Origin of the sequence: Streptomyces anulatus, from assembly GCF_014650675.1 — a bacterium.
GTDB classification, from domain to species: Bacteria; Actinomycetota; Actinomycetes; order Streptomycetales; family Streptomycetaceae; genus Streptomyces; species Streptomyces anulatus.
Map to the genome: position 1 here is coordinate 372982 of NZ_BMVK01000002.1, position 24633 is coordinate 397614.

Here is a 24633-nt window from a genome sequence, read left to right on the forward strand (position 1 = left end):
ACCCGCGGGGGCCTGCCGCCGGTCAGCCGCCCGGCAGCAGGTGCCGGTAGCTGTCCGGGTTCTCCACCAGGAACTGCGCGAAGCTCTTGGCCGGGTGCCCGGTGAGCATGGGCACCGCGTCGGAGACGGCGGCCAGCTCCCCGCCCGCGATGGCCTCGTACGAGGTGACCCAGCCGGCCACCTCCCAGTCCTCCGCCCCGTAGCCGGCCCGGGAGGCGTAGGCCTCCTCGCGGGTCTCGGGGACGTAGACGACGGGACGCCCGGTGACCCGGCTCAGTTCACCGGCCGCCTCGGCGAGGGTGAACGCCTCGGGTCCGGTGAGGTCGTAGACCCGGTCGTCGTGGTCCGTGCCCTCGTCCAGCAGCACGGCCGCCGCCGCGTCGGCGATGTCCTCGTGGGCGACGGCCGCCACCCGTCCGTCGCCGCCCGGCCCGCGCAGCACCCCGTCGGTCCCGGTCATCGCGGGCAGCCCCGCCAGATACCAGTTGTCCCGCAGGAACGTGTGGCGGATCTCGGCCGTACGGATGTGGGCCTCGGTGTCCCAGTGGTCACGGGCGAAGGTGAACGTGGCGTCGGGCGCGGCCCCTTGGAAGGACACGTACACGATCCGCTCCACGCCCACCGCCACGGCGGCGTCGATCGCCGTGGTGTGCTCGCGGACCCGGTAGGGGCTTTCGTGGGCGGAGACCAGGAACAGGGTGTGGGCCCCGTCGAGGGCCCGGCGCATGGCCTCCGCGTCGCCGTAACGGGCGGCCGGCGCGTGGTCGGCGCCGGGCAGGTCGGGCAGCCGGGCGGGGTCGCGGCCGAGGAGCCGTACGGGCACGCCGGTCCGGGCCAGTCGTCGGGCGACCCGGCCGCCGACCGCTCCGGTCACTCCGGTCACCGCGATGAGGGGGCCGATCACTGGGGTTCGTCTTCCTCTCGTCGTCCTCCGTCCCAGGGCCGCACCTCCACGACCGCGCCCACCGGGAGCGGTCCGTACAGGTGCGGGAACTCCTCGCCGCCTGGCTTCATCGCCTCGTACCGGACGGGGTCGGCGAGGCGGGTGGGGTCGACTACCAGGACCACGAGGTCCCGGTCGTCGTCCCCGTACAGCATCCGGGCCACACCGGGGAGTTGGTGGGGCAGCGAGAGGTGGATGAAGCCCTCCTCCTGGAGGGTGCGGCCGCGGGTGGACATCTCGTACGTCCCTGTCCCGCGGGCCGCCTCCCACAGAGGTGCTTCGGCGAGGTGGAGCAGCGGTTCGGCCATCGGACCACGCTAACTCTCCTCGCCCGGGGGCCTGCTAGAAGGTGCGGCGACGCGCCCTGCGCGTGGCCACGAGAACCGTGCCGCCGGCGGCGACCAGCGCTGCCGCGATGGACCCGATGATCCATTCACCGCCCCGGGAGCCGGTGTCGGGCAGCTCACCCGGGTGGCTCGGCGAGTGCGTGGGGTGCGGCGTGTGGCCGGTGGGCGTGGGGGTGGGCTGGGTCGGGGTCGGGGTGGGGTCGGTGGGGGTGGGCGTGGGCTCGGTGGGGCTCGGCGTCGGGTCCGTGGGCGTCGGGGTGGGATCCGTGGGGCTCGGCGTCGGGTCCGTCGGCGTGGGCGTCGGGTCCGTCGGAGTCGGCGTCGGGTCCGTCGGCGTGGGCGTCGGGTCCGTCGGAGTCGGCGTGGGATCCGTCGGCGTCGGCGTCGGGTCCGTCGGCGTCGGCGTCGGGTCCGTCGGCGTCGGCGTCGGATCCGTCGGCGTGGGCGTCGGGTCCGTCGGGGTCGGCGTCGGATCCGTCGGCGTGGGCGTCGGGTCGGGCGTGCAGGTCGGCAGGTCGCCGTCGAAGGGGTACGCGTGGATCTCCTGGCCGCCCGACGTGCCCGAAGAGGTGTGGGTGAGCGAACCCGCTGTGTAGAAACGGCCGTTGGTGCCGCTCATGCTGAGCACGGTGGTGCTCGTCGGCTGGCCCACCAGCACGCTGCCCTCGAACTGGGCCGGGCCGCTCATGGACAGGTCGGTGGCGTCCGGGAAGTTCCACAGCAGGTTCTCGCGGAGGCCCTCGTTGGGGAACGAGCCCATGAACGTGGCGACGCTGCGGGTGGAGCCGTAGACGTTGACCAGGACCGTCGCGCCCTCGGGGATGCCGTTGAACACGAACCCCGTGTTGCCGCCCGCCTCCGACTCCAGGTCCGCGTCCACGTCGAAGATCTGGATCGCGGACGAGCCGTCACCGGTGAACGTCATGAGGTCACCGGTCTTCACCCACGTGCCCGTCGCCTCGCGGTGCTCGTCGCCGTCGTACGCGTAGCAGCGGCTCGCCTCGGTGAGCTGCGGGCGCAGCCCGGTGTACGGGGCGGCCGCGTCCTCGTCGAAGCGCGGGGCGGTGGTGGGGTTCACCGTGCCGGTGAGGTCACCCGCGTACGCGACACGGCCGGAGTGCGTGCCCTCCTCGGCGAGCAGGCGCTCGCCGTCGGCGATGGTCACGTCCCCGCCCGCCGTCAGATAGTCGGAGCCGTCCGGCGGCGGCACCCGCGAACCGACGCCCGCGATGCCGACGTTGTAGATCTGCGAGACCCCGTCCCGCTTGTCCATGTCGAACCGGCCGAGGGTGACGACCTTCCCCTCCGCCTCGGCCGCCGCCTCCCGGACCAGGAAGTCACCGCCGACGTAGACATTGATATTGCTGTCGAAGTACTCGACCGGGCCGTTGTTGGGGTCGTTCCAGCTGGGCGGGCAGGAGCTGCCGAGGCAGGGTCCCAGTCCGCCCGGCAGCGGATCGGCACCCGCCGCCGGGGCCAGCACGCCCACCATCGCCGCGGCCGTGGCCACTGTCACTGCTGCCCGGATTGCGTTGCCGCGCCTGCGCGCCTTCTGTTCCATGCCGCGCAATATGCATGGTTAACACTTAGTCATTTTGTATGACACGCCGCTCTTGCCCCTTTGTGTAGGCCTATAGGAGGTTTCTTCGCTGCGACACGCACACCAAGGCGGCCCGTCAGAGAGCCAGCAGCTTCGCCTCCAGCAGGGGGTCGAGGCCGACGGCCGGGCGGTCGGGGCGCTGGGGCGCCGCGCCGCCGAGGGCGCGCAGCCAGGTCCAGGTGTCCGCGACGGTCTCCTCGACCGGGCGGCAGCGCAGCCCGGCGGCGTACGCCCTGGTGTGGTCGCCCCGGTGCAGCGTGTCGTACAGCTCGCCCGGCGGCAGCCAGATCGGCAGGTCGCTCCAGGGCTCGACCCCGGCGGCCAGCAGGACCTCCGGATCGGTCCAGCGCAGCTCTGCGTCGGACCCGGTGACGCGCACGCAGGCCTCCAGCAGCTCGCCCATGGTCGTGTGGCCGGGGCGGCTGACGGTGTTGTACGCGCCGTGCAGCCCGCCCGCCGCCGCGTCCAGGATCCAGTCCGCCAGGTCCCGGGCGTCGATGTACTGGAGCTCCGCCCCGGGCCGGCCGGGGGCGATCACCGGGCCGCCCCGCGCGATCCGCGTCAGCCACCAGGGCAGCCGTCCGATGTTCTCCCCGGGGCCGATGATCAGCCCGGCCCTCGCCAGCAGGGCCCGGTCGCCGAAGGCGTCGAGGGCGGCCAGCTCACCGCCGCGCTTGGCCCGGTCGTACGGCACGTCCCCGCCGTCGTCGGGCGATGCCCCGGCCACCAGCGGGCCGTTCTCGTCGAGTCCCGGGGCGGCCGGGTGTGCGTACACCGAGCGGCTGGAGACGTAAGCGAAGTGCCCGGCCCGGCCGGACAGCAGACGGGCGGCGTCGCGGACGGCGGCGGGCGCGCCGCTCCAGGTGTCGACGACCAGGTCCCAGTCCTGCCCGCTCTCCGCCAGGGCCGCGAGTCCGTGCGGGCCCGCGGTCCGGTCCCCGGTCAGCGCGCGCACGCCGGGCGGGGGCGCGTGGCGGCCCCGGTGGAACACCGTGACGTCCCAGTCCCGCTCCAGCGCGGCGTCGGTGACGGCCCGTCCGACGAACTCCGTACCGCCCAGCATCAGAAGCCTCATGGGACGACTCTGCCCACCGGAGGGCGGCGGGGGAACCCGTGCACGCTGTCAGCAGAACGGGGAACCCGGCGTCGCGGGGGCGGAGACCTCCGTGGCGCGAGCGGAACGGCGGAGGGTCAGGGCGCGCAGGCCAGCGGGGAGCGGTGGCGCAGCAGCCACTCGTGGTAGCCGCTCGCCCGTCGCGCCGCGTCCCGGTAGGCGTCCTCCAACTGCGCGTACACCACCGCGATGTCCGTCCCGGGCCGGGAGACCAGGAGGAGCCGTACCGCGAGGGGGTCGCCCAGCAGCGGGCGGATCACCATGTCGTCGCGCGGGCCCGACGTCGGCTGGCAGGGGGCGACCGCCTCGCCGAGCACGACGAGGGAGGCGGCGGTGAGGTAGTCGCCGTGCAGGACAGGCGGGTTGAGCCCGGCGGCGCCGAGCACCCGGCGCACCCCGTCCCACTCGCCGTCCACCGTCGGGTCGACCATCCACGGGTCGCCCGCCAGGTCCCCGAGCTCCACCACGCGGCGGCGGGCGGCGGGGTGGTCGCGGGAGAGCGAGATGAACTGCGGCTCCCGGTCCACGAGCACGCGCTGCTCCAGGCCCTCCGGCACGGCGAGCGGGGAGCCCTCCACCTCGTGAACGAAGGCGACGTCCAGGCGGCCCTCCTCGACCGAGCGCAGCAGCGCGTGGGCGGAGACGTCGACCCGCAGCGAGATGTCGGTGCCGGGCAGGGCGACCCGCAGCCGGCGCAGCCAGCCGCCGATGACCCGGCTCGCGGTGGAGCCGATACGCAGCCGGGATCCACGCGGCCGGGCGGCCTCGGCCTCCGCCAGCGCCTCGGCGACCAGGTCGCTCATGCCGTCCACCAGGGGCCGGGCCCGGCTCAGGACGGCCCGCCCCAGGGAGGTCGGCCGGCAGCCGGTCCGTTCGCGGCGGAACAGCTCGGCGCCGAGCACGTTCTCGATCCGCCGCAGCTGGGTGGTCAGGGAGGGCTGGCTCACGCCGAGGCGTCGGGCCGCCTGATGCAGACTGCCCGCGTCGGCGATGGCGCACAGCGCCCTGAGGTGCCTCACCTCCAGCTCCATGCAGCGGAGACTATGACCGCCGCACGCCGCGCACCAGACGTCGCAACCCCACCAAACGACGGCAATTCAGGGAGTGTTGGGCCCCGGGACATGTGACGATGCCGTGCGCGTGACGTGAGCACGGCATGTCCGTGGGCGGCTGACGTGCACGGACAGGGGGCCGGGATGGCGATAGGGCGGTGCTATCACCGTTCGGCATCATCCCCGGCGACTGTGTGCTGCCCCACACTCTTCCCCGTACCGCCCCACGCCTTGTCCGCCCAGCGGACACCCCCACGGCGCGGGTTCGATCGGACAGGTAGGAGAAATCCCCCCATGAGACACCTCAGGACTGCCGTCGCCACCGCCGCCGCCGGGCTCGGCCTCGTCGCCGCGCTGGGCACCGCACCCGTCGTCGCCGCCGCTCCGGCCCCGGCCGCTCCCTCCTCCACCACCATCGCCGCGTACAACGGCTCGGGCGAGAACGCCGCCGCCAACCGCGCCTTCCTCGACGCCGTCATGAAGTCCGTCGCCGAGAAGCGTGCCGCCAACCCGGGCATCAAGGCCGTCACGGTCACCTACAACGCGTCGAGCGCGCCGTCCTTCCGCGGCGAGATAGCCAACAGCACGCAGATCTGGAACAGCTCGGTCTCCAACGTCCGGCTGCAGGAAGGCTCCAACGCGGACTTCACCTACCGCGAGGGCAACGACCCCCGGGGCTCCTACGCGAGCACCGACGGGCACGGTCGCGGGTACATCTTCCTGGACTACGCCCAGAACCAGCAGTACGACTCGACCCGCGTCACCACGCACGAGACCGGGCACGTCCTCGGCCTGCCGGACACCTACTCCGGTCCGTGCAGCCAGTTGATGTCCGGCGGCGGCCCCGGCCCGTCCTGCACCAACGCCAACCCGGACGCCAACGAGCGGGCCCGGGTGAACCAGCTGTGGCAGAACGGCCTGGCCGCGCTCGCCCGCTCCGCTTCCTGACACCGGGACACACCGGCGGTCAGGCGGAGGACGGCCGGTCCCGTGTCCCGGGACCGGCCGGAACCCCCCACACGACAGAGGACCGTTCCGCTCGCGGAACGGTCCTCTGCGCGGTGCGCGCAGGTGCCGGTCAGGCGTCGAGCTCGCTGCGGACGAGGGCCAGCAGCTCGTCCTCGGTCATCCCGAGGTCCCGGGCGTCCGCGACGGCTTCGCGGACCCGCTCCAGCAGCCGGGCCCGCTGCGGCGACGCGCCTGCGGTGATCGCCGCGCCCCGGCCGCGGCGCAGCTCGATGAGCCCTTCCTCGCGCAGCCGCTGGTAGCCGCGCAGCACCGTGTGGACGTTCACGCCGAGGGATTCGGCGAGCACCCGGGCGGCGGGCAGCCGCTCGCCCGGGACCACCGCACCCTCGGCGACCGCACGCCGGACCGAGGCGGCGATCTGGTCGCCGAGCGGGACGGTGGAGGTCGGATCGACCCGGAAGAGCATGGTCAGCGCCCCGTCCGCTGCCGGTCGAGCAGCGTGTTGAGCAGGGCCGCACCGGTGGCCGAGTCGTCGACGGTGACGGCGAACTCGCGACCGCTCGACAGGCTGACGACGATGGCCTCGCCCGAGCGGGTGATGACCCCGCTGCGCTCGGGACGGATGCGGTAGCCCCAACCGCCGTACTCCGCGAGTGCGTTGACGCGACGACTGTCGGCCCCCGCCATCCGCTCCAGCGGCACCCGCACCCGGGGCCGGGGCAGCAGACCGGAGACGGTGAGGCCCCGCCGGTCCACGGTGACGTGGGGGCGGCAGAAGGTGGCCACCACCAGGGCGAGGACGAACAGCGGCGCCCCGATGAACCAGTTCACCTCCAGGCCGACGGTGACACCGGTCGCCAGGAGCACCAGCACGGCGACCGGCGCCCACCACACGCCGATCCCGCGCGCCCAGCCGGCCACTTCGCCGTCGGCGAGCGCGATCCTCTCCCGGTTCGCCGGATCCGCGTCGCGGGGGTCCTCGACCGCCGGGACGAGCCGGGAGCACAGCAGGCCGAGGACCCCGGCGAGGACGGCCGCCCCGAGGGCCACGGCGATGTGCCGGAGCGGGAAGCCGCCGTCCGGGCCGCTCTCGGGAGCGTCCACGTTGACGAACAGGACGGCGATCATCAGGTATCCGAGGAACGCCGCGACGGCGAAGCCTCCGCCGATGAACCACCGGTGGGCACGGCCGTAGAGCTTGCCGTCGGCCGCGATGAAGGCCCACAGCGCGCCGAGCACGAGCAGCGACGTGACCGTGTAGAGGAGGTGGGCGGTGATGCCCATGTAGCCGTCGGCGGAGCCGCCGGCGTCGAAGTGGACGGCCAGCCTGGCGGGCAGACGGTCCTTGACGGTGAGGTGGAGGACGAGGTCGACGAGGAGAGCGAGCACAAAGGGCAGGGCTGCGAGCGTTGCGCGGCCAAGGTTCTTACTTGTCATGGAAAACCTCCGTTGTTCGCATGCTAGTAGAACAATGAGGCCGGGGCAACGGCATGACGCGCGTCCGCCCCGTACCGGGACGCGGTACGGGGCGGACGCGGGTGATCCTGTTGGCGGCGGGCGATCTCGGCGGGGGGCGCCCCCGGGGTCGGGTCAGGCGAGTTCCAGCGGGAAGGCTCCCCGATGGCCGGTGCCCGCGCCGTCGGCCGGGCGCACCTCGAACTCGCGGCAGCTCCAGACCTCCTGGACGAACCCGGACCTCTGGTCCCACAGATCCAGCACGTCGTCCTCGCCCGCCGAGCCCCGGTAGGCGTCCTTGGCCCCCCGGAAGCAGGCAAGACCGCCGGAGAGGCCCCGGCCGGGGGCCGGGAAGTAGTCGGAGAAGGCGCAGGCGATACAGGTCTGGATCCGGACGCCGTCGGGGAGGATCCGCTGGACGGCGGCCAGGGCGGCGTTGAAGTCGCGCTCGGCGCGGGCCGATTCGTACACCGCGCCGTCCAGGTGGAGGGCGAGGTGGAGATCCGGGTCGACCCGGCGCAGGGAGAGCAGGCAACTGAGCGTGGCGTGGCGGAGCGTGCCCGCGACGAGGACGGGCAGCGGCAGATCCCACTCCAGTACGCAGTCGGTGAGCGCGCCGTCCGCGAGAGCGAACATCCCGCTCTCCGGCGGCAGGCCGGCGACCGGCCCCAGGTCGTCGAAGCTCTCGCCCTCGAAGTCGACCCCTCTGATCCGGATCCGGAGCTGCCGCCCGTCCGTGGTGAGAACGACGGCGTCGGAACCCTTGGTGTCCCGGTACCAGCCGGCCCACGACTCATCTGTCATGAGCAGGGACTGTAGCCCCTGCCCCGGACGGCTTCCGTACCACCCTCCATGGGAATTCAACCTGCTTGGGGTTCCCGCCACATGGGGTACATCAGCGGGCCGTCCGGCAACTCGACGGCGCGGCCGAGGAAGCGGAATCCGAGCCGCTCGTACAGCACCCGGCTCCGGGCGCTGCTCGCCTCCAGATAGGCCGGCAGCCCCTCCCGGTCGCAGCGCTCCAGCTCCGCTCCGATCAGCTCCGCCCCGATGCCCTCTCCCTGACGGCCGGGGGAGACGCCGATCATCAGCAGATAGGCGTGCGCACGGTCGTGCGGGTGCACGGCCCCGGTGAGCCTGCCCACCAGTTCGCAGCGCTCGTTGTCGGGGTCGGCGGTCCGTCGCATCAGGGCGGGCGTGGGGTCCTCCTCCTCGGGGGCCCCGGCGGGCACCGGCAGCCAGAGGGCCACCGCGGCCCCGTCCTCGGCGATGTCGATACGTCCCTCGGCGAGGGCGACGTCGACGAAGACGCCGAGGAACCTGCCGTGGACCGCGCGCCGGTGCGCCTCGTCGGGGAACACCCAGCTGCTGACCGGGTCGTGGTGGAACGCCTCTTCCATGACCGCGACGACCAGCTCCCGGTCGCGCTGCTCCGCCTGCTGAATCCGTATGCCCATGACCGGCTGCCGCCCTTCCGCGCTGCTTTCGCTCAACCAACCTCCGGAATCCTAGAGTTGATGGGGCGGTGCCGGTCACACGAGGTGGTTCAGCTGGTCCTGCGGGTGACGAATTCGGCCAACGCCAGCAGGTCTCCGGCCGCGCCCGGGTCGGGGACCGCCCGGGAGAGGTGGTGGACCGCACGGGCCATCCGGTCGGCCGCGCAGACCTGGGCCCAGTCCCGGCCGCCGGCCCGGTCCACCGCGTCGGCCGCCCGGTTCACCTCGCCGGAGGTGGTCATGGGCCCCCGGTAGAGCGCGGCGAGCTCGGCGGCGGCCGGGGTGCCCGAGGTGAGGGCGGCGACCACGGGCAGGGACTTCTTGTGGGCGGACAGGTCGGCCCCGACCGGCTTGCCGGTGCGGTCCGGGTCGCCCCAGATGCCGATCAGGTCGTCGATGAGCTGGAACGAGAGGCCCGCCTCCCGCCCGAACCCGTCCATCGCGCGCACCGCCCGGTCCTCCGCCCCGGCGTAGAGCGCCCCGAGGGCACAGGCGCAGCCGAGCAGCGCGCCGGTCTTGGCGGTGGCCATGGCGAGGCACTCGTCGAGCGTGACCTCGTCGGGGCCGCGCTCCTCGAAGGCGCAGTCCGCCTGCTGGCCCGCGCACAGCTCGATGATGCAGGAGGAGAGACGGGCGACGGCGGGCGCGGCGGCCGGGTGGGCGTCCTCGGCCAGCAGCCGTTGGGCCAGGGCGAGCATGGCGTCGCCGGTGATGACGGCGTCCGGGATGCCGAAGACCGCCCAGGCGGTGGGCCGGTGCCTCCGGGTGGTGTCCTCGTCGATGACGTCGTCGTGGAGCAGGGTGAAGTTGTGGGCGAGTTCGACGGCGACGGCGGCCCTGACGGCGCGTTCCGGATCGCCGCCCAGCGCACGGGCGGCGGCCAGCACGAGGGCCGGCCTGATGGCCTTGCCCGCCTGGCCGGTGGCAGGGGTTCCGTCGGCGTTCTCCCAGCCGAAGTGGTACATCGCGACGCGGCGTATGCCGCCGGGCAGCGACTCCACGGCCGATCGCAGATGCGGGTCGACGACGGCACGGGTGCGCTCCAGGAGCGCGGCCGCCTCGTGCCCTTCCGTCGCTGCGTCCGTACTGGTCATGGTCACGGTCACTCCCTGGGGCGAGGCGATGGGTGCGGAATGCGGGGGCCCGGGCGGCGGCTGCCGCCCGGGCCCCCGGGGTGAACCGGGGTCAGTGCCAGCGGCCGACCTCGACGTTCTCCAGCACCCCGAGGGCGTCCGGCACCAGGATGGCGGCGGAGTAGTACGCCGTCACGAGGTAGGAGATGATCGCCTTCTCGTCGATCCCCATGAAGCGGACCGAGAGGCTCGGCTCGATCTCGTCGGGGATTCCGGTCTGCTGGAGGCCGATGACGCCCTGCTCCGCCTCGCCGGTCCTCATGCAGATGATGGAGGTGGTGCGGGCGTCGGAGACGGGGATCTTGTTGGACGGGAAGATCGGCACTCCCCGCCAGGAGGGCACGTGGTGGCCGCCGATGTCGACGCTCTCCGGGACGAGTCCGCGCCTGCTGCACTCGCGGCCGAAGGCGGCGATGGCCTTCGGGTGGGCGAGGAAGAGTTTGGATCCGCGGCGGCGCGAGAGCAGCTCGTCCATGTCGTCCGGGCCGGGCGCCCCGTCGTGCGGCTGGAGCCGCTGCCCGTAGTCGCAGTTGTTGAGCAGCCCGAACTCCCTGTTGTTGATCAGCTCGTGCTCCTGGCGCTCGCGCAGCGCCTCGACCGTGAGCCGCAACTGCTGCTCGGTCTGGTTCATCGGCTGGTTGTAGAGATCGGCGACCCTGCTGTGCACCTTCAGCACCGTCTGGGCGACGCTCAGTTCGTATTCGCGCGGCGCCGCGTCGTAGTCGACGAAGGTGTGCGGGACGACCGCCTCCCCCACGTGGCCGGCGGAGAGGTCGATCGCCGCCTCGCCGTAGCGGTTGGTCCGCTGTTGCGGGATGGAGAGCAGACCGGCGAGATGGTCCTGCAGGGGAGCGGCGCGCTCCGCGAGGTTGTACACGTCGGCGCGGCTCAGGGTGAGCAGCGTGCACGAGGTGACCGCGCGGGCGGTGTACTCCCAGACGGCGTCGCCGTCGATCAGGCTCCGGTCGCCGAAGTACGCGCCGTCGGCGAGGACCCCGAGCTCCGTCTCGTCCCCGTAGGGGCCCGATCCGATCTTCGCCACCTTGCCGTGCGCCAGCAGGAAGACCCGGTCCGCCGCTTCCCCCGAGGCGGCGAGCACCTCCCCCGCGGCCACGTCCCGCTGCTCGCACCTGCGGGCGAGCTCGGCGAGCACCTCCTCGTCCCCGAACTCCCGCAGGGCGGGCAGCTCCCCCAGCTCCGCGGGGATCACGGACACCCGGTCCCCGGTCTGGACGAAGGTCACCCGGCCGTCGCCGACCGCATAGCTGAGCCGACGGTTCACCCGGTACGTACCGCCCTGTACCTGCACCCACGGCAGCATCTTCAGCAGCCACCGCGAGGTGATCTCCTGCATCTGCGGCGCGGATTTGGTGGTCGTCGCGAGGTTCCGCGCAGCTGCCGTCCCCAGACTCTGCTGCGGCGGCGCCTGCGTGTCGCGAACCTCTTCACCAACGGACATCTGACGTCCTTTCGATCTTGGGCTGACCTGCGTGCAAAAGCCTTTCAGCAGGAGGACCGGGTCGCCATTACACAAAAGAGTGCGACTAATCCGCCTTCGGTCGGGGCACGTTGCCCCTCGTCGCCCGGCGGACCGCTTAACTTGCATCCCTCATGCAACTTATCTACGGTTGACCCATGCGGTTGACGAGATTCACCGACGTGGCACTCCGCGTCCTCATGCGACTGGCGGTCGCCGAGGACCGGGAGCCGCCGACCACCCGCGAGGTGGCGGCCACCATGCGGGTCCCGTACACGCACACCGCGAAGGTCGTCGCCAGGCTTCAGCACCTCGGCCTCCTCGACGCCCGTCGCGGCCGGGGCGGCGGGCTCACCCTGACCCCGGCCGGCCGCTCCGCGTCGATCGGCTCGCTGGTGCGGGAGCTGGAGGGCCCGGAGGAGGTCGTCGAGTGCGAGGGCGACACCCCCTGCCCGCTCCGCTCCGCCTGCCGGCTGCGGGGCGCCCTGCGCGAGGCCCAGAACGCCTTCTACGCCACGCTGGACCCGATCACCGTCACCGACCTCGTCACCTCCCCCACCGGCCCGCTGCTACTGGGCATCGGCAGCCGCCCCCCGCCCGACTGAACCCCGCCCCGCACGCGCGAACGAACCCACGCGCGGACGGGGCCACCCTCTGCCAATAAATATGCATCTCACACTCCAATAAGGAGCTCCGTCATGCTCTCCGACCGGTCCACCGCCACTGTCCGCGCCACCCTTCCCGCCGTCGGCGCGGCCATCGGGGACATCGCCGACCTCTTCTACGAGAAGCTCTTCGCCGCCCACCCCGAGCTGCTGCGGGACCTGTTCAACCGGGGCAACCAGGCCTCCGGCGACCAGCGGCGGGCGCTCGCGGGCTCCATCGCGGCCTTCGCGACCCAGCTGGTCGAGCGGCCCGGCACCCGGCCCGACGTGATGCTGGACCGGATCGCCCACAAACACGCCTCCCTCGGGGTGACCCCGGAGCAGTACGAGGTGGTGCACACCCATCTGTTCGCGGCCATCGCCGACGTCCTGGGCGACGCGGTCACCCCGGAGGTCGCCGCCGCCTGGGACGAGGTCTACTGGCTGATGGCGGGCTCCCTGATCGCCGTCGAGGAGCGCCTCTACGCACAGCAGGGCGTCCTGGCGGGCGATGTGTGGCACACCTGGGAGGTGACCGCCCGGGTCGAGGAGACCGAGGACGTCGCCACCTTCCTGCTGCGCCCCGCCGAGGACACGCCCCCGCCCGCCTTCCGGCCCGGCCAGTACGTCTCCGTCCAGGTCGAACTCCCCGACGGGGCCCGCCAGATACGCCAGTACAGCCTCTCCAGCGCCCCCGGCTCCCGGCTGCGGTCGATCACCGTGAAGCGCGTGCGCGGCCAGGGCACACCCGACGGCGAGGTCTCCCGGCACCTGCACGAGCACACCCGCGCCGGCGACCTGCTGCGCGTCTCCGTCCCCTACGGGGACCTGGTGCTCGACCACCCGGACGCGCCGCTGCTGCTGGCCTCGGCGGGCATCGGCTGCACCCCCATGCTGTCGATGCTGGAACACCTCGCCCAGGAGGGCCACCGAGGCCCGGTCACCGTCGTGCACGGCGACCGCTCCCCGGCCGACCACGCCCTGCGCACCGACCACGTCCGGCTGACGGAGAAGCTCCCGGACGCCGAGGCGCACTTCTGGTACGAGGCCCCGGAGGCCGGGCAGCCGGCGAACCGCACCGGCCTCGTCGACCTGGACGGCATCACCGTACGACCGGGGACGCACGCCTATCTGTGCGGCCCGCTCCCCTTCATGCGGGCCGTCAGGGCCCAGTTGCTGGAGGCGGGGGTCCGGCCGGCCGACGTCCACTACGAGGTGTTCGGCCCGGACCTCTGGCTGGCCTCTTCCTGAATCGCCGGAGAGGCGACAATGGGCGGGTGAACAGCCCGCCCCGCCTCGACGCCCTCCTGCGGCCCCGGGTGCCCTCCCCGCTGCGGGAGGTCCACGACGAACGCTTCGCGCGCCACGGCGTGAGGCTGCTCCTCAAACGGGACGATCTGATCCATCCCGACCTGCCGGGCAACAAGTGGCGCAAGCTCGCCCTCAACCTGGAGGCCGCCGCCGGGCGCACCGTGCTGACGTTCGGCGGCGCGTACTCCAACCACCTCCGGGCCACCGCGGCGGCCGGACGGCTGCTGGGTTTTCCCACCGTCGGCGTGGTCCGCGGCGACGAACTGGCGCACCGGCCGCTCAACCCGTCGCTCGCCCGGTGCGCGGCCGACGGCATGCGCCTGCATTTCGTGGACCGTACGACGTACCGGGCGAAGGCCTCCTCCGAGGTCCTGGAGGGGCTGCTGAGCCTGTTCGGGGAGGTGGAGGTCATACCGGAGGGCGGCAGCAACGCGCTGGCCGCACAGGGCTGTACGGCGCTGGGGCGCGAGCTGGCCGGAGCGTGCGACGTGGCGGCCGTGGCCTGCGGGACCGGCGGCACCCTGGCGGGACTCGCCGCCGGCCTGAGCCCCGGGCAGCGGGCGCTGGGCGTCCCGGTGCTGCGCGGCGGCTTCCTCGGACCGGCCGTGGAGCGGCTCCAGCGCGAGGCGTTCGGCGGCCCGTCCGGGAACTGGTCGCTGGACGAGCGCTTCACCTTCGGCGGCTACGCCCGCTCCACCCCGGAGCTGGAGGCCTTCGCCGCGGACTTCGAGGACCGGCACGGGCTGCCCGTGGAACGCGTGTACGTCGCCAAGCTGCTGTTCGCGCTGACCGCGCTGGCCGAGGAGGGGGCGTTCGCGCCGGGCGCCCGGGTGAGCGCCGTGGTCACCGGCACCCCCGACGCACCGCCCCTTCAGGATTCGTCCGTCTCCCGGTAGGCCGCCGCCTCCTCCAGGTCCAGCCGGCGCAGCAGGGTGCGCATCATCTCGTCGTCGATCCGCCGCTCGTCCCGAAGCCGGACGAAGACCTCGCGCTCGGCCTCGATCATCTCCCTCGCCAGCCTTCGGTAGGTGTCGTCCGCCGACTCCCCGGTGACCGGGTCGGCGGCGCCCAGGCGCTCCCACACGGCGTTGCGGCGGCGTTCCAGCACACTGCGCAGCCGGTCCGCCAGCGGTGGCGGCAGGCTGCTGTGCGGGTCGGCGAGCAGCCGGTCCAGGCGGGCCTCGGCCGCCTCGGACGCCTCGCTCTGGGCCTGCGCCTCGACGAGCGTGACGGTCTGCGGGTCGGGGCCCGGCAGCTTCAGTACGCGGACGAGGACGGGCAGCGTCAGGCCCTGGATCACCAGCGTCCCGATGACGGTGGTGAAGGTCAGGAACAGCACCAGACTGCGGGCCGGGAAGGGTTCGCCGTCGTGCATGACCAACGGAATGGAGAACGCGACGGCGAGCGAGACGACCCCGCGCATCCCGGCCCAGCCCACGATCAGCGGCGCGGTCCAGTCGGTGCCCGGTTCGCGTTCCCGGACACGGCGCGAGAGCCACCGGGGCAGATAGGTGGCCGGATAGACCCAGACGAAGCGGACCACGACGACGGCCAGGAACACGATGGCCGCGTAACCGAGCGCCTCCCACACGCCGAACGAGCCGAGCCCCTTCAGGACGAACGGCAGCTGGAGCCCGATCAGGGCGAACACCGAGGACTCCAGGATGAAGGCCACCATCTTCCAGACGGCCGCCTCCTGGAGACGGGTGGCGAAGTCGACCTGCCAGGAGCGGTGGCCCAGATAGAGGGCGACGACGACCACGGCGAGCACGCCGGAGGCGTGCACCCGTTCGGCCGCCGCGTACGCCACGAAGGGGATCAGGAGGGAGAGCGTGTTCTGGAGGAGGGCTTCCTTCAGGTGCGTGCGCAGCCAGTGGAGCGGCACCATCAGCAGGAGCCCGACGCCGACCCCGCCGACCGCGGCCAGCAGGAACTCGCCGATCCCGGCGCCCCAGCTCATCCCCTCCCCCACCGCGGCGGCCAGCGCCACCTTGAAGGCGGTGATCGCCGTGGCGTCGTTCACCAGGGACTCGCCCTGGAGGATCGTGGTCACCCGGGAGGGCAGCCCGACGCGGCGGGCGATGGCGGCGGCCGTCACGGCGTCCGGCGGGGCGATGACCGCCCCCAGGACCAGCGCGGCGGTCAGCGGCAGGTCCGGGATGATCAGGTGGGCCAGCCAGCCCACGGCGACGGTCGCGAAGAGGGTGTACCCCACGGAGAGCAGGGCGACCGGCCGGATGTTGGCCCGCAGATCCAGGTAGGAGCTGTCCACGGCCGCCGTGTGGAGCAGCGGCGGAAGCAGCAGCGGGAGCACCACGTGCGCGTCCAGGTGGTACGTCGGGACGCCCGGCAGATAGCCGGCCACGAGCCCCACGGCCACCAGGACGAGCGGGGCGGGCACCGGTGTGCGGCGGGCCGCGCCGGCGACCGCCGCACTGACCGCGACCAGGGCAATCAGCGGCAGCGCGTCCATCCCACCGTCCTCGGATCCGTCGTAACCTGCCCATCATGAGCGAGTGTGCGCATGTAGCCGAACTGCCACGCCCCGAGCCGGTGCCGCTCGGCGAGACGTGCCCCGAGTGCCTGGAGGCGGGCAGCCACCCCGTGCAGCTGCGGCTCTGCCTGACCTGCGGGCACGTCGGCTGCTGCGATTCGTCGCCGCTGCGGCACGCCACCGGACACTTCCGGGCGACCGGTCACCCCGTGATGCGGAGCTTCGAGGCGGGCGAGAGCTGGCGCTGGTGCTTCGAGGACGGTTCGATCGTCTGACGCCTGGGTACGTCAATGCGGCGCTGGTTCTTCGCAATTGGACGCCGCAGACCCCTAGCCACTGTGCGTACGCGTGGGCTTACCATGAGTGATGGTCGGGGTATGGGGTCCGTACGACACGGCATCATGGATCCGATAACGTCGCCGAGCCGAAGAACCGTCGACGGACCGCATGGCCCCGGGCCACCCTTCCCGGAGCCTCGAAAGAGTTTGTGCCACCTTGGAGGTGAGGGTGTCCCAGATCGCAGGCGAGCCCGGGAATCAGGACTTCGTAGAAGTCCGGCTGCCCGCTGCGGGTGCCTACCTGTCGGTGCTGCGAACGGCCACGGCCGGTCTCGCAGCGCGTTTGGACTTCACTCTCGACGAGATCGAGGATCTTCGCATCGCGGTCGACGAGGCCTGCGCGATCCTGCTTCAGCAGGCCGTGCCGGGCTCCGTCCTCAGCTGCGTGTTCCGTCTCGTCGACGACTCCCTCGAAGTGACGGTGTCGGCGCCCACCACGGACGGCCGGGCGCCCGAGCGCGACACCTTCGCCTGGACGGTGCTCTCCGCACTGGCCGGCAAGGTCGACTCCACGGTCGCCGACGACCGTACGGTCAGCATCAGCCTCTACAAACAGCGCGGCGCGGGCCCCGGGCCGGCGTGAGCGACGGGAACGGGGACGGTCCTGTGCGGGACGAGACGATCCGATCCGGGGTGGTGCGGCCGGCAGGCATCCCGGAGCAACAGGCCCGGCCGCATCCGGTGGACGGAGCGGACGGGCCCGAGAGCATCGACGTCGCGGTGGAGCAGCAGTCGCAGGCAGGGCGGGCGGGCCAGATGAGCGAGCACGGGCACCACGATCCACATGACCGCAGCGGGGCCCGGGCCCTGTTCTTCGAGCTGCGGGAGCTGCCCGACGGTTCGGCGGAGAAGGCCGAGCTGCGCAACAGGCTGGTGCGGATGCATCTGCCACTGGTGGAGCACCTGGCCCGCCGCTTCCGCAACCGCGGGGAGCCGCTGGACGACCTGACCCAGGTGGCCACGATCGGGCTGATCAAGTCCGTGGACCGGTTCGACCCGGACCGGGGCGTGGAGTTCTCGACGTACGCCACCCCCACGGTGGTCGGCGAGATCAAGCGCCACTTCCGGGACAAGGGCTGGGCGGTGCGGGTGCCGCGCCGCCTCCAGGAACTGCGCCTGTCGCTGACCACGGCCACCGCGGAGCTCTCCCAGCAGCACGGCCGCTCGCCGACGGTGCACGAGCTGGCCGAGCGGCTGGGCATCTCCGAGGAGGAGGTGCTGGAGGGCCTGGAGTCGGCCAATGCCTACAGCACGCTCTCGCTGGACGTGCCGGACACCGACGACGAGTCGCCGGCGGTCGCGGACACGCTGGGCTCGGAGGACGAGGCGCTGGAGGGCGTGGAGTACCGGGAGTCGCTCAAGCCGCTCCTGGAGGACCTGCCGCCGCGCGAGAAGCGCATTCTGCTGCTGCGCTTCTTCGGGAACATGACCCAGTCGCAGATCGCCCAGGAGGTCGGCATCTCGCAGATGCACGTCTCCCGGCTGCTGGCCCGCACCCTGGCGCAGCTGCGCGAGCGGCTGCTCGTCGAGGAGTAGCCGAGGAGGGCAGGGCCGCCCGGGCCGAGGTCGCCCGACAGCCTCTCAGGCTTCGGGGGTCGTCCTCGGCCCCCGGCGGATGCCCAGGTCCTGGGTGGTCGCCGGCTTGAGGACGAGCACGAGACCGGTGACGGCGACCGCCGCCAGCACGATCCCGGCGGGGATCAGCGCACCCTGCGAGCGCAGCAGCGTCCAGGCCACCGGCAGCGCCATGATCTGCGTGATCAGCGCGGGTCCCCGGCTCCAGCTGCGCAGCAGCAGCAGTCCGCGGGCGGCGATCAGCGGGATCGCGCCGAGCGCGACCAGCGTGATCCCGACCGTCTCCGCCTGCTGTGTGCTCTCCAGCTTTCCGAGCAGCCCCATGACCAGCATGTAGATCCCGCCGAGGGCGAGCGCCAGGCCTTCGAGGGCGTTGACCCCGGCGAGGACGGTGATCCTGGCCGGGCGCTCCGCGGCGGAGGGCGACGGCGTGGAGGGGGTCGCTTGAGTACTCACGCCCTTCAGGTTGGCATCCCCGGGGCCCGGAAGTGAAGCCGGGGTGCGCGGGAGCCTCCCCCGTTCGGCGGAGGGCGGGACCGGCCATCACGCTCCGTCACCGGGTCCGAGCGGAGCGAACCGGGACTACAGCACCGAACCGCCCGGTAGGTAGGCTGGCCGTCATGCGCGCACTCCTCGTGGTCAACCCAGCTGCTACCACCACCAGTGCCCGCACCCGTGACGTGCTCATCCACGCGCTGGCCAGCGAGATGAAGCTGGAGGCGGTGACCACCGAGTACCGGGGGCACGCACGGGACCTGGGACGGCGGGCCGCGGACAGCGACGACATCGATCTGGTGGTCGCCCTCGGCGGCGACGGCACGGTGAACGAGGTCGTGAACGGGCTGCTGCACCGGGGCCCGGACGTGGACGGCCTCCCGAAGCTCGCCGTGGTCCCCGGCGGGTCCACCAATGTCTTCGCGCGCGCCCTGGGGCTGCCGAACGACGCGGTGGAGGCGACCGGCGCGATTTTGGACGCGCTGGAGAACCGGACCGAACGCACGGTCGGGCTCGGCCTGGCGGCCGGCACCCCAGGGACCGAGGACGAATCCGTCCCCGAACGCTGGTTCACTTTCTGCGCCGGTCTCGGATTCGACGCCGGAGTCGTCGGCCGGGTCGAACAGAAACGCGAGCACGGGAAGCGTTCGACCCATGCCCTGTATGTGCGCCAGGTGGTGCGGCAGTTCCTCAACGAGGCCAACCGCAGACACGGGCAGATCACGCTCGACGTGCCCGGCCAGGACCCGGTGACCGACCTCGCGCTCTCCATAATCTGCAACACCGCCCCCTGGACCTACCTGGGCAATCGCCCGGTCTACGCCTCACCGAAGGCCTCCTTCGACACCGCGCTGGACGTCCTCGGACTGAAGCGTCTGTCCACCCCGGCGGTGGCCCTCTACGGCACCCAGCTGCTCACTTCGAGCCCCGAGAAGGGGCCGCGCGGCAAGCACGCCGTTTCACGGCATGACCTCACGGACTTCACCTTGCATTCAAAGGTTCCACTGCCCTTCCAGATGGACGGCGACCACCTGGGACTGCGTACGAGCGTGACGTTCACAGGCGTACGCCGTGCACTGCGTGTGATTGTGTGAGTGGAAGGGCCCAAAGTCCTTTAACTCGAACGTTTGGACTGGCCCCCACCCCTAAGAAGTGCGGCTGTGACCTAGTCGACACCGAGGAATCAAAAAAAACTTTCCAGAAGGGGTTGTATCCGCCGCCGAGGTTTGCGAATCTCTACATGGCGATCGGGACGGCCCGCAACACCGGCCTCCACTGAGAGCCAGAACCCCTCCTCACCACACAGACCACACCCAGCACATCTGGGAGTCGGCCCGTCATCTGCGGGGGGATTCGTGAAAGCGTTCACATTCACAAGCAACAAGCGTGTAATACCAAGGAGAGGTAGCAGCCATGGACTGGCGTCACAACGCCGTTTGTCGTGAGGAAGACCCGGAGCTTTTCTTCCCCATCGGCAACACCGGTCCTGCGCTGCTGCAGATCGAGGAAGCCAAGGCTGTCTGCCGCCGCTGCCCCGTCATGGAGCAGTGCCTGCAGTGGGCGCTCGAGTCCGGCCAGGACTCCGGCGTCTGGGGTGGCCTCAGCGAGGACGAGCGCCGCGCGATGAAGCGCCGCGCCGCTCGCAACCGGGCGCGCAACGCAAGCGCCTGAGCGAGAACCGCACCAAGCCTCAGCCCGGCGGCGCGTACAGAGCGTACGCACAGCCCCGCCTTCGAGTCGCAGCGCGCAGTACCCCGAAGCGCATCGCAACGTGAGCATCACGGAGTGGGCCCGGACCGTTACCACGGTCCGGGCCCACTCTGCTGTGTGCCGCCGTTCTTCTTACTTGTCGGCGCGGACCGGGAGGTCCAGCACCACCTGGGTGCCGCGTTCGGGCGCCGGGACCATGCCGAACGTGCCGCCCAACTCCCCCTCCACCAGGGTCCGTACGATCTGGAGCCCGAGGTTGCCCGCCCGCTTCGGGTCGAACCCCTCGGGCAGACCGCGCCCGTCGTCGGTGACGGTGATCAGCAGCCGCCCGTCGGTGGGCGATCCGCCGCGCACGGCGGAGACCTCCACCGTCCCGCGGTCGGCCACGGCGAAGGCGTGCTCCAGGGCGTTCTGCAGAACCTCGGTCAGCACCATGGAGAGCGGGGTGGCGACCTCGGCGTCCAGGATGCCGAAACGTCCGGTGCGCCGGCAGGTCACCTTGCCCGGGGAGATCTCCGAGACCATCGCGATGACCCGGTCGGCGATCTCGTCGAACTCGACCCGCTCGTCCAGATTCTGGGACAGCGTCTCATGGACGATGGCGATCGAACCGACGCGCCGGACCGCCTCGTTGAGCGCCTCGCGGCCCTGCTCGGAGTCCATCCGGCGGGCCTGGAGGCGCAACAGGGCCGCTACCGTCTGGAGGTTGTTCTTCACCCGGTGGTGGATCTCCCGGATGGTCGCGTCCTTGGTGATCAACTCGCGTTCGCGGCGGCGCAGTTCGGTGACGTCCCGGAGCAGGACCAGGGAGCCGATGCGGACACCCTTGGGCTTGAGCGGGATCGCCCGCAGCTGGATCACCCCGCCCGCGCACTCGACCTCGAACTCGCGGGGCGCGTAACCGCTGGCCACCTTGACCAGTGCCTCGTCCACCGGCCCCCTGGACGGGGCCAGTTCGGCGGTGGTGGTGCCGAGGTGGTGGCCGACCAGGTCGGAGGCGAGGCCGAGGCGGTGGTAGGCGGAGAGGCCGTTGGGGCTGGCGTACTGGACGACTCCGTCGGCGTCGAGCCGGATCAGGCCGTCACCCACGCGCGGGGAGGCGTCCATGTCGACCTGCTGGCCGGGGAAGGGGAACGACCCGGCGGCGATCATCTGGGCCAGGTCGGAGGCGGACTGGAGGTAGGTGAGCTCCAGCCGGGAGGGGGTGCGCACGGTGAGCAGGTTGGTGTTGCGGGCGATGACGCCGAGCACCCGGCCCTCGCGGCGTACGGGGATGGACTCGACCCGTACGGGCACCTCCTCGCGCCACTCCGGGTCGCCCTCGCGCACGATCCGGCCCTCGTCCAGGGCCGCGTCCAGCAGCGGGCGGCGGCCACGCGGCACCAGGTGGCCGACCATGTCGTCCTGGTAGGACGTGGGCCCGGTGTTGGGGCGCATCTGGGCGACGGAGACGTACCGCGTGCCGTCGCGGGTGGGGACCCACAGCACGAGGTCGGCGAAGGACAGGTCGGAGAGCAGTTGCCACTCCGAGACCAGCAGATGGAGCCACTCGAGGTCGGTGTCGCTCAGAGCGGTGTGCTGGTGGACGAGGTCGTTCATGGAGGGCACGTGTGGAGCGTACCTGGGGTTACTGGAGGCGTTCGAACCGATCGGCCCGCCGGGCCGTGCTGATGGGAGAGCACGCGGGTGCCGCATACCGGTGGACGGGGCAGGCGCCCGGCCGGAGAATGTCGTGCACATGGATGGACACAGGCAATTGGTCTAGTCCACAATGAGTTCATCACGACCTCCGCTCTCCCCGCACAGGAGAGCGGACCGAGGCTCCGGCACTCTCTGCCCTGACTGCGCCGGTGCCTCCAGTGGCCGGGGGCACCGCACACCGCCGGCCAGGTAGCTCCGGGCTGCGGTGCCGGGTGGGCTGAGGGTCCCGCTCTGGCGCCGCGGCCCGCGGGTGTTTCCGGGGGCCGTACCGCCGCCTCCGGGGCCTCAGCGGGTCTCGGTGACCTTGGCCAGGGCGCGGGGCGCGTCCGGGTCCTGTCCCCGGGCGATCGTCACCTCGTACGCCAGCATCTGCAGCGGCAGGATCTCCAGGATCGGCTGCAGCTCCTCCGGGACGCCCGCCGTGGGCAGCGAGAAGCCGGCCGAGGCCGCCTCCACCTGGGCCTTGGGGCCGACCACGAAGAGATCCGCGCCGCGTCCGCGCAGCCGGTCCAGCACCGGCTGGAGGGCCTCGCCGCCCCGGCCGTCGGTGACCACGGCGATCACCGGGGAGATGTTGTCGACCATCGCCAGCGGCCCGTGCAGCAGATCGGCGCCGGAGTAGGAGAGGGCCGGGATGTAGCTGGTCTCCATCAGCTTCAGGGCCGCCTCCTTGGCCGTCGGGTAGCCGTAGCCGCGCGAGGTGATCACCATGCGCTCGGCGAAGCGGTAGCGCGAGGCCAGCGCCCTGACCTCGGCCCGGCGGCCCAGGATCGCGCCCGCGAGGTCGGGCAGACCGGCGGCGGCCGCCGTCCCGTCGGTGCCTCCCAGCCCCTCCACGAAGAGGTAGAGGGAGAGGAGGGAGGCGGTGTACGTCTTGGTGGCCGGGAGCGCCTTCTCCGGGCCCGCCAGGATGTCGATGTGGTACTCGGAGACCGCCGCCAGCGCGGAGTCCGGGTTGTTGGTGACGGCGAGGGTGACGGCCCCGGCCTCCCGGGCGGCCCTCGTGGAGGCCACCAGGTCCGGCGAGCCGCCCGACTGGCTGACGGTGACCACCAGGACGTCCCGCAGGTCCGGCCGGGCGCCGTAGGCCGTCGTGGTGGACATCGAGGCCAGTCCGCAGGGCAGTCCGAGGCGGATCTCCAGCAGGTACTTCGCGTACAGCGCCGCGTTGTCCGACGTACCCCGGGCGGTGAGCAGCACGAACCGGGGCTTCCGGGCGGCGATCTCGGCGGCGACCTCACGGATGCGGGGCGCGCCCTCTTCGAGGATGCGGCGCAGCATCGCGGGCTGCTCGGCCATCTCGCCGGACATGATGCGGCCGGGCTCGTCGCCCTGGCCGCCCGGGTCGGCCGGAGGGGTCGCGGACATGTGGGGGCCTCCTGCGCTGTCGGCGTACGGGACGGCGCGTGCGCGGGGGGTGCGCGATCCGCGCCGTTCGGGCTCCCCCAGTCGAGCAGGCAATGCCCCGGGCCGCCAGCGGGCCGGGGCGTGCGTGCCGATGGGCGGACTGTTCACCGTACGGCTGCTCGATTCTGCTAAATTGGGAACTTGATTGGTCTATACCACCGGCTCCCCTAGTCAGATCGGCAGGCACAGCGTGGAAGTTGTCATCGTCCCGGACGCCGCGGCAGGCGGCGAACTGATCGCGGAGGCCATCGCCGCGCTGATCGCCCGCAAGCCCGACGCCCTGCTCGGCGTTGCCACCGGCTCGACCCCGCTGCCCATCTACCGCGCGCTCGCGGCGAAGGTCGCCTCCGGCGCGGTCGACGCGTCGCGCGCCCGGATCTGCCAGCTCGACGAGTACGTCGGGCTGCCCGCGGGCCATCCGGAGTCGTACCGGTCCGTGGTGCTGCGCGAGGTCATCGAGCCGCTCGGGCTCTCCGAGGCCTCCTTCATGGGCCCCGACGGGTCGGCCGAGGACGTCCAGGCGGCCTGCGAGGCGTACGACCGGGCGCTGGCCGAGGCCGGCGGCGTCGACCTCCAGCTCCTGGGCATCGGCACGGACGGGCACATCGGCTTCAACGAGCCGTGCTCCTCGCTCGCCTCGCGCACCCGGATCAAGACGCTGACGCAGCAGACCCGGGTCGACAACGCGCGCTTCTTCGACGACGACATCGAGCAGGTGCCGCACCACGTGATCACGCAGGGCATCGGGACGATCCTGGACTCCCGGCACCCGATCCTGCTGGCCACCGGTGAGGGCAAGGCGGAGGCCGTCGCCCAGACGGTGGAGGGGCCCGTCGCCTCGATCGTGCCGGCCTCGGCGCTCCAGCTGCATCCGCACGCGACGGTGGTCGTGGACGAGGCGGCCGCGTCGAAGCTGAAGCTGGCGGACTACTTCCGTGCCACGTATGCGGCGAAGCCGGGGTGGCAGGGGCTGTAGGGCTCGCCCCTTGCACGGCTGAGGGCCGGGACGCCTGTCGGTGTCCCGGCCCTTTGCCGTGCGTGTTCGGTTGCCGTCCGTCCGGCGCGAGGCTTTGTCCTCAATCGCCGGACGGGCTTGATGGATGTGGCCGGCCCGAGGCTTAAGCTGCGGGCCCGTCCGGCGTCAGGCATTGTCCTCAAACGCCGGACGGGCTTGATGGATGTGGCCGGCCCGAGGCTTAAGCTGCGGGCCCGTCCGGCGTCAGGCATTGTCCTCAAACGCCGGACGGGCTTGATGTGGCCGGCCCGAGGCCTGAGCTGCGGGCCCGTCCGGCGCGAGGCTTTGTCCTCAAACGCCGGACGGGCTTGATATGGCCGGCCCGAGGCCTGAGCTGCGGGCCGGACGGGCTGAAGT

At 72.2% G+C, this 24633-nt stretch carries 25 protein-coding genes; 10 read left to right on the top strand and 15 right to left on the bottom strand.

What is annotated here, in order from left to right:
- Window positions 1-22: 22 nt before the first annotated feature.
- From IE272_RS06365 to IE272_RS06385, 5 genes are all read right to left on the bottom strand, one after another.
- Complete coding sequence (locus IE272_RS06365; RefSeq protein ID WP_190006433.1) at window positions 23-904, bottom strand: SDR family oxidoreductase; 882 nt, start codon at window positions 902-904, stop codon at window positions 23-25.
- The gene (locus IE272_RS06370; RefSeq protein ID WP_190006434.1) at window positions 901-1251 is read right to left on the bottom strand and encodes a DUF952 domain-containing protein; all 351 of its coding nucleotides are present in this window, start codon (window positions 1249-1251) and stop codon (window positions 901-903) included. Before IE272_RS06370 ends, IE272_RS06365 begins: the two co-directional genes overlap by 4 nt.
- A 34-nt stretch (window positions 1252-1285) precedes the next feature.
- Complete coding sequence (locus IE272_RS06375) at window positions 1286-2851, bottom strand: choice-of-anchor A family protein (RefSeq protein WP_229897219.1); 1566 nt, start codon at window positions 2849-2851, stop codon at window positions 1286-1288.
- Window positions 2852-2966: 115 nt separating this feature from the next.
- Window positions 2967-3965 (bottom strand): NAD-dependent epimerase/dehydratase family protein, encoded by a 999-nt coding sequence (locus tag IE272_RS06380; protein ID WP_229897220.1) that lies wholly within the window; start codon window positions 3963-3965, stop codon window positions 2967-2969.
- A 116-nt stretch (window positions 3966-4081) separates the two neighbouring features.
- A complete protein-coding gene (locus IE272_RS06385) occupies window positions 4082-5035 on the bottom strand; it encodes a LysR family transcriptional regulator (RefSeq protein WP_190006435.1) in 954 nt (317 codons plus the stop codon).
- 315 nt (window positions 5036-5350) lie between these two features.
- Here IE272_RS06385 and snpA point away from each other — a divergent pair, with 315 nt between their 5' ends.
- The gene (gene snpA / locus IE272_RS06390; RefSeq protein WP_007458280.1) at window positions 5351-6004 is read left to right on the top strand and encodes a snapalysin; all 654 of its coding nucleotides are present in this window, start codon (window positions 5351-5353) and stop codon (window positions 6002-6004) included.
- Window positions 6005-6134: 130 nt separating this feature from the next.
- Here the strand turns inward: snpA and IE272_RS06395 are convergent, their stop codons facing one another.
- The 6 genes from IE272_RS06395 to IE272_RS06420 form a co-directional block, all read right to left on the bottom strand.
- Complete coding sequence (locus tag IE272_RS06395) at window positions 6135-6491, bottom strand: GntR family transcriptional regulator (protein WP_050360471.1); 357 nt, start codon at window positions 6489-6491, stop codon at window positions 6135-6137.
- A 2-nt stretch (window positions 6492-6493) separates the two neighbouring features.
- Complete coding sequence (locus IE272_RS06400; RefSeq protein ID WP_190006436.1) at window positions 6494-7462, bottom strand: SdpI family protein; 969 nt, start codon at window positions 7460-7462, stop codon at window positions 6494-6496.
- Between the two features lie 153 nt (window positions 7463-7615).
- Entirely contained in the window at window positions 7616-8284 is a 669-nt protein-coding gene (locus IE272_RS06405; protein WP_050360473.1) for a DUF6304 family protein, read from the bottom strand.
- 56 nt (window positions 8285-8340) lie between these two features.
- Window positions 8341-8937 carry a GNAT family N-acetyltransferase gene (locus IE272_RS06410; protein ID WP_190006560.1) on the bottom strand — a complete coding sequence of 199 codons (597 nt, stop codon included), beginning with the start codon at window positions 8935-8937 and terminating at the stop codon, window positions 8341-8343.
- An 89-nt stretch (window positions 8938-9026) separates the two neighbouring features.
- Window positions 9027-10070 carry a family 2 encapsulin nanocompartment cargo protein polyprenyl transferase gene (locus IE272_RS06415; protein ID WP_050360474.1) on the bottom strand — a complete coding sequence of 348 codons (1044 nt, stop codon included), beginning with the start codon at window positions 10068-10070 and terminating at the stop codon, window positions 9027-9029.
- Between the two features lie 91 nt (window positions 10071-10161).
- Window positions 10162-11568: a family 2B encapsulin nanocompartment shell protein gene (locus IE272_RS06420; protein WP_050360475.1), complete on the bottom strand. Its 1407-nt coding sequence runs from the start codon at window positions 11566-11568 to the stop codon at window positions 10162-10164.
- Window positions 11569-11744: 176 nt separating this feature from the next.
- On the opposite strand from IE272_RS06420, the gene IE272_RS06425 reads away from it, so the two are divergent.
- From IE272_RS06425 to IE272_RS06435, 3 genes are all read left to right on the top strand, one after another.
- On the top strand, window positions 11745-12191 hold the full coding sequence (locus tag IE272_RS06425) for an RrF2 family transcriptional regulator (protein WP_050360476.1): 447 nt from the start codon (window positions 11745-11747) through the stop codon (window positions 12189-12191).
- 93 nt (window positions 12192-12284) lie between these two features.
- On the top strand, window positions 12285-13481 hold the full coding sequence (locus tag IE272_RS06430) for a globin domain-containing protein (protein ID WP_050360478.1): 1197 nt from the start codon (window positions 12285-12287) through the stop codon (window positions 13479-13481).
- A gap of 26 nt (window positions 13482-13507) precedes the next feature.
- Window positions 13508-14437 carry a 1-aminocyclopropane-1-carboxylate deaminase/D-cysteine desulfhydrase gene (locus tag IE272_RS06435; protein WP_056700650.1) on the top strand — a complete coding sequence of 310 codons (930 nt, stop codon included), beginning with the start codon at window positions 13508-13510 and terminating at the stop codon, window positions 14435-14437.
- On the opposite strand, the gene IE272_RS06440 is transcribed toward IE272_RS06435, so the two are convergent.
- On the bottom strand, window positions 14413-16014 hold the full coding sequence (locus IE272_RS06440) for a Na+/H+ antiporter (protein WP_056700653.1): 1602 nt from the start codon (window positions 16012-16014) through the stop codon (window positions 14413-14415). The genes IE272_RS06435 and IE272_RS06440 overlap by 25 nt on opposite strands.
- 35 nt (window positions 16015-16049) lie before the next feature.
- On the opposite strand from IE272_RS06440, the gene IE272_RS06445 reads away from it, so the two are divergent.
- The 3 genes from IE272_RS06445 (at window position 16050) to IE272_RS06455 (ending at window position 17909) form a co-directional block, all read left to right on the top strand.
- Window positions 16050-16310 carry a UBP-type zinc finger domain-containing protein gene (locus IE272_RS06445; RefSeq protein WP_032794099.1) on the top strand — a complete coding sequence of 87 codons (261 nt, stop codon included), beginning with the start codon at window positions 16050-16052 and terminating at the stop codon, window positions 16308-16310.
- Between the two features lie 232 nt (window positions 16311-16542).
- Window positions 16543-16956, top strand: a complete 414-nt coding sequence (locus IE272_RS06450; protein WP_003966375.1) for an ATP-binding protein — start codon at window positions 16543-16545, stop codon at window positions 16954-16956.
- Window positions 16957-16979: 23 nt separating this feature from the next.
- On the top strand, window positions 16980-17909 hold the full coding sequence (locus IE272_RS06455) for an RNA polymerase sigma factor SigF (protein WP_026290743.1): 930 nt from the start codon (window positions 16980-16982) through the stop codon (window positions 17907-17909).
- Window positions 17910-17954: 45 nt separating this feature from the next.
- Here IE272_RS06455 and IE272_RS06460 read toward each other — a convergent pair whose 3' ends face one another.
- Complete coding sequence (locus IE272_RS06460) at window positions 17955-18404, bottom strand: hypothetical protein (protein WP_190006437.1); 450 nt, start codon at window positions 18402-18404, stop codon at window positions 17955-17957.
- Window positions 18405-18568: 164 nt separating this feature from the next.
- On the opposite strand from IE272_RS06460, the gene IE272_RS06465 reads away from it, so the two are divergent.
- Together IE272_RS06465 and IE272_RS06470 are read left to right on the top strand one after the other, a co-directional pair.
- Window positions 18569-19537, top strand: coding sequence for a diacylglycerol/lipid kinase family protein (locus IE272_RS06465; RefSeq protein ID WP_050360482.1), 969 nt, complete (start codon window positions 18569-18571; stop codon window positions 19535-19537).
- 319 nt (window positions 19538-19856) lie between these two features.
- On the top strand, window positions 19857-20114 hold the full coding sequence (locus IE272_RS06470; RefSeq protein WP_003953983.1) for a WhiB family transcriptional regulator: 258 nt from the start codon (window positions 19857-19859) through the stop codon (window positions 20112-20114).
- A 171-nt stretch (window positions 20115-20285) separates the two neighbouring features.
- On the opposite strand, the gene IE272_RS06475 is transcribed toward IE272_RS06470, so the two are convergent.
- Together IE272_RS06475 and IE272_RS06480 are read right to left on the bottom strand one after the other, a co-directional pair.
- Entirely contained in the window at window positions 20286-21752 is a 1467-nt protein-coding gene (locus tag IE272_RS06475) for a sensor histidine kinase (protein WP_050360485.1), read from the bottom strand.
- Between the two features lie 387 nt (window positions 21753-22139).
- Window positions 22140-23222: an SIS domain-containing protein gene (locus IE272_RS06480; RefSeq protein ID WP_190006438.1), complete on the bottom strand. Its 1083-nt coding sequence runs from the start codon at window positions 23220-23222 to the stop codon at window positions 22140-22142.
- Window positions 23223-23451: 229 nt separating this feature from the next.
- Here IE272_RS06480 and nagB point away from each other — a divergent pair, with 229 nt between their 5' ends.
- Complete coding sequence (nagB, locus tag IE272_RS06485) at window positions 23452-24237, top strand: glucosamine-6-phosphate deaminase (protein WP_050360487.1); 786 nt, start codon at window positions 23452-23454, stop codon at window positions 24235-24237.
- Window positions 24238-24633: the final 396 nt, after the last annotated feature.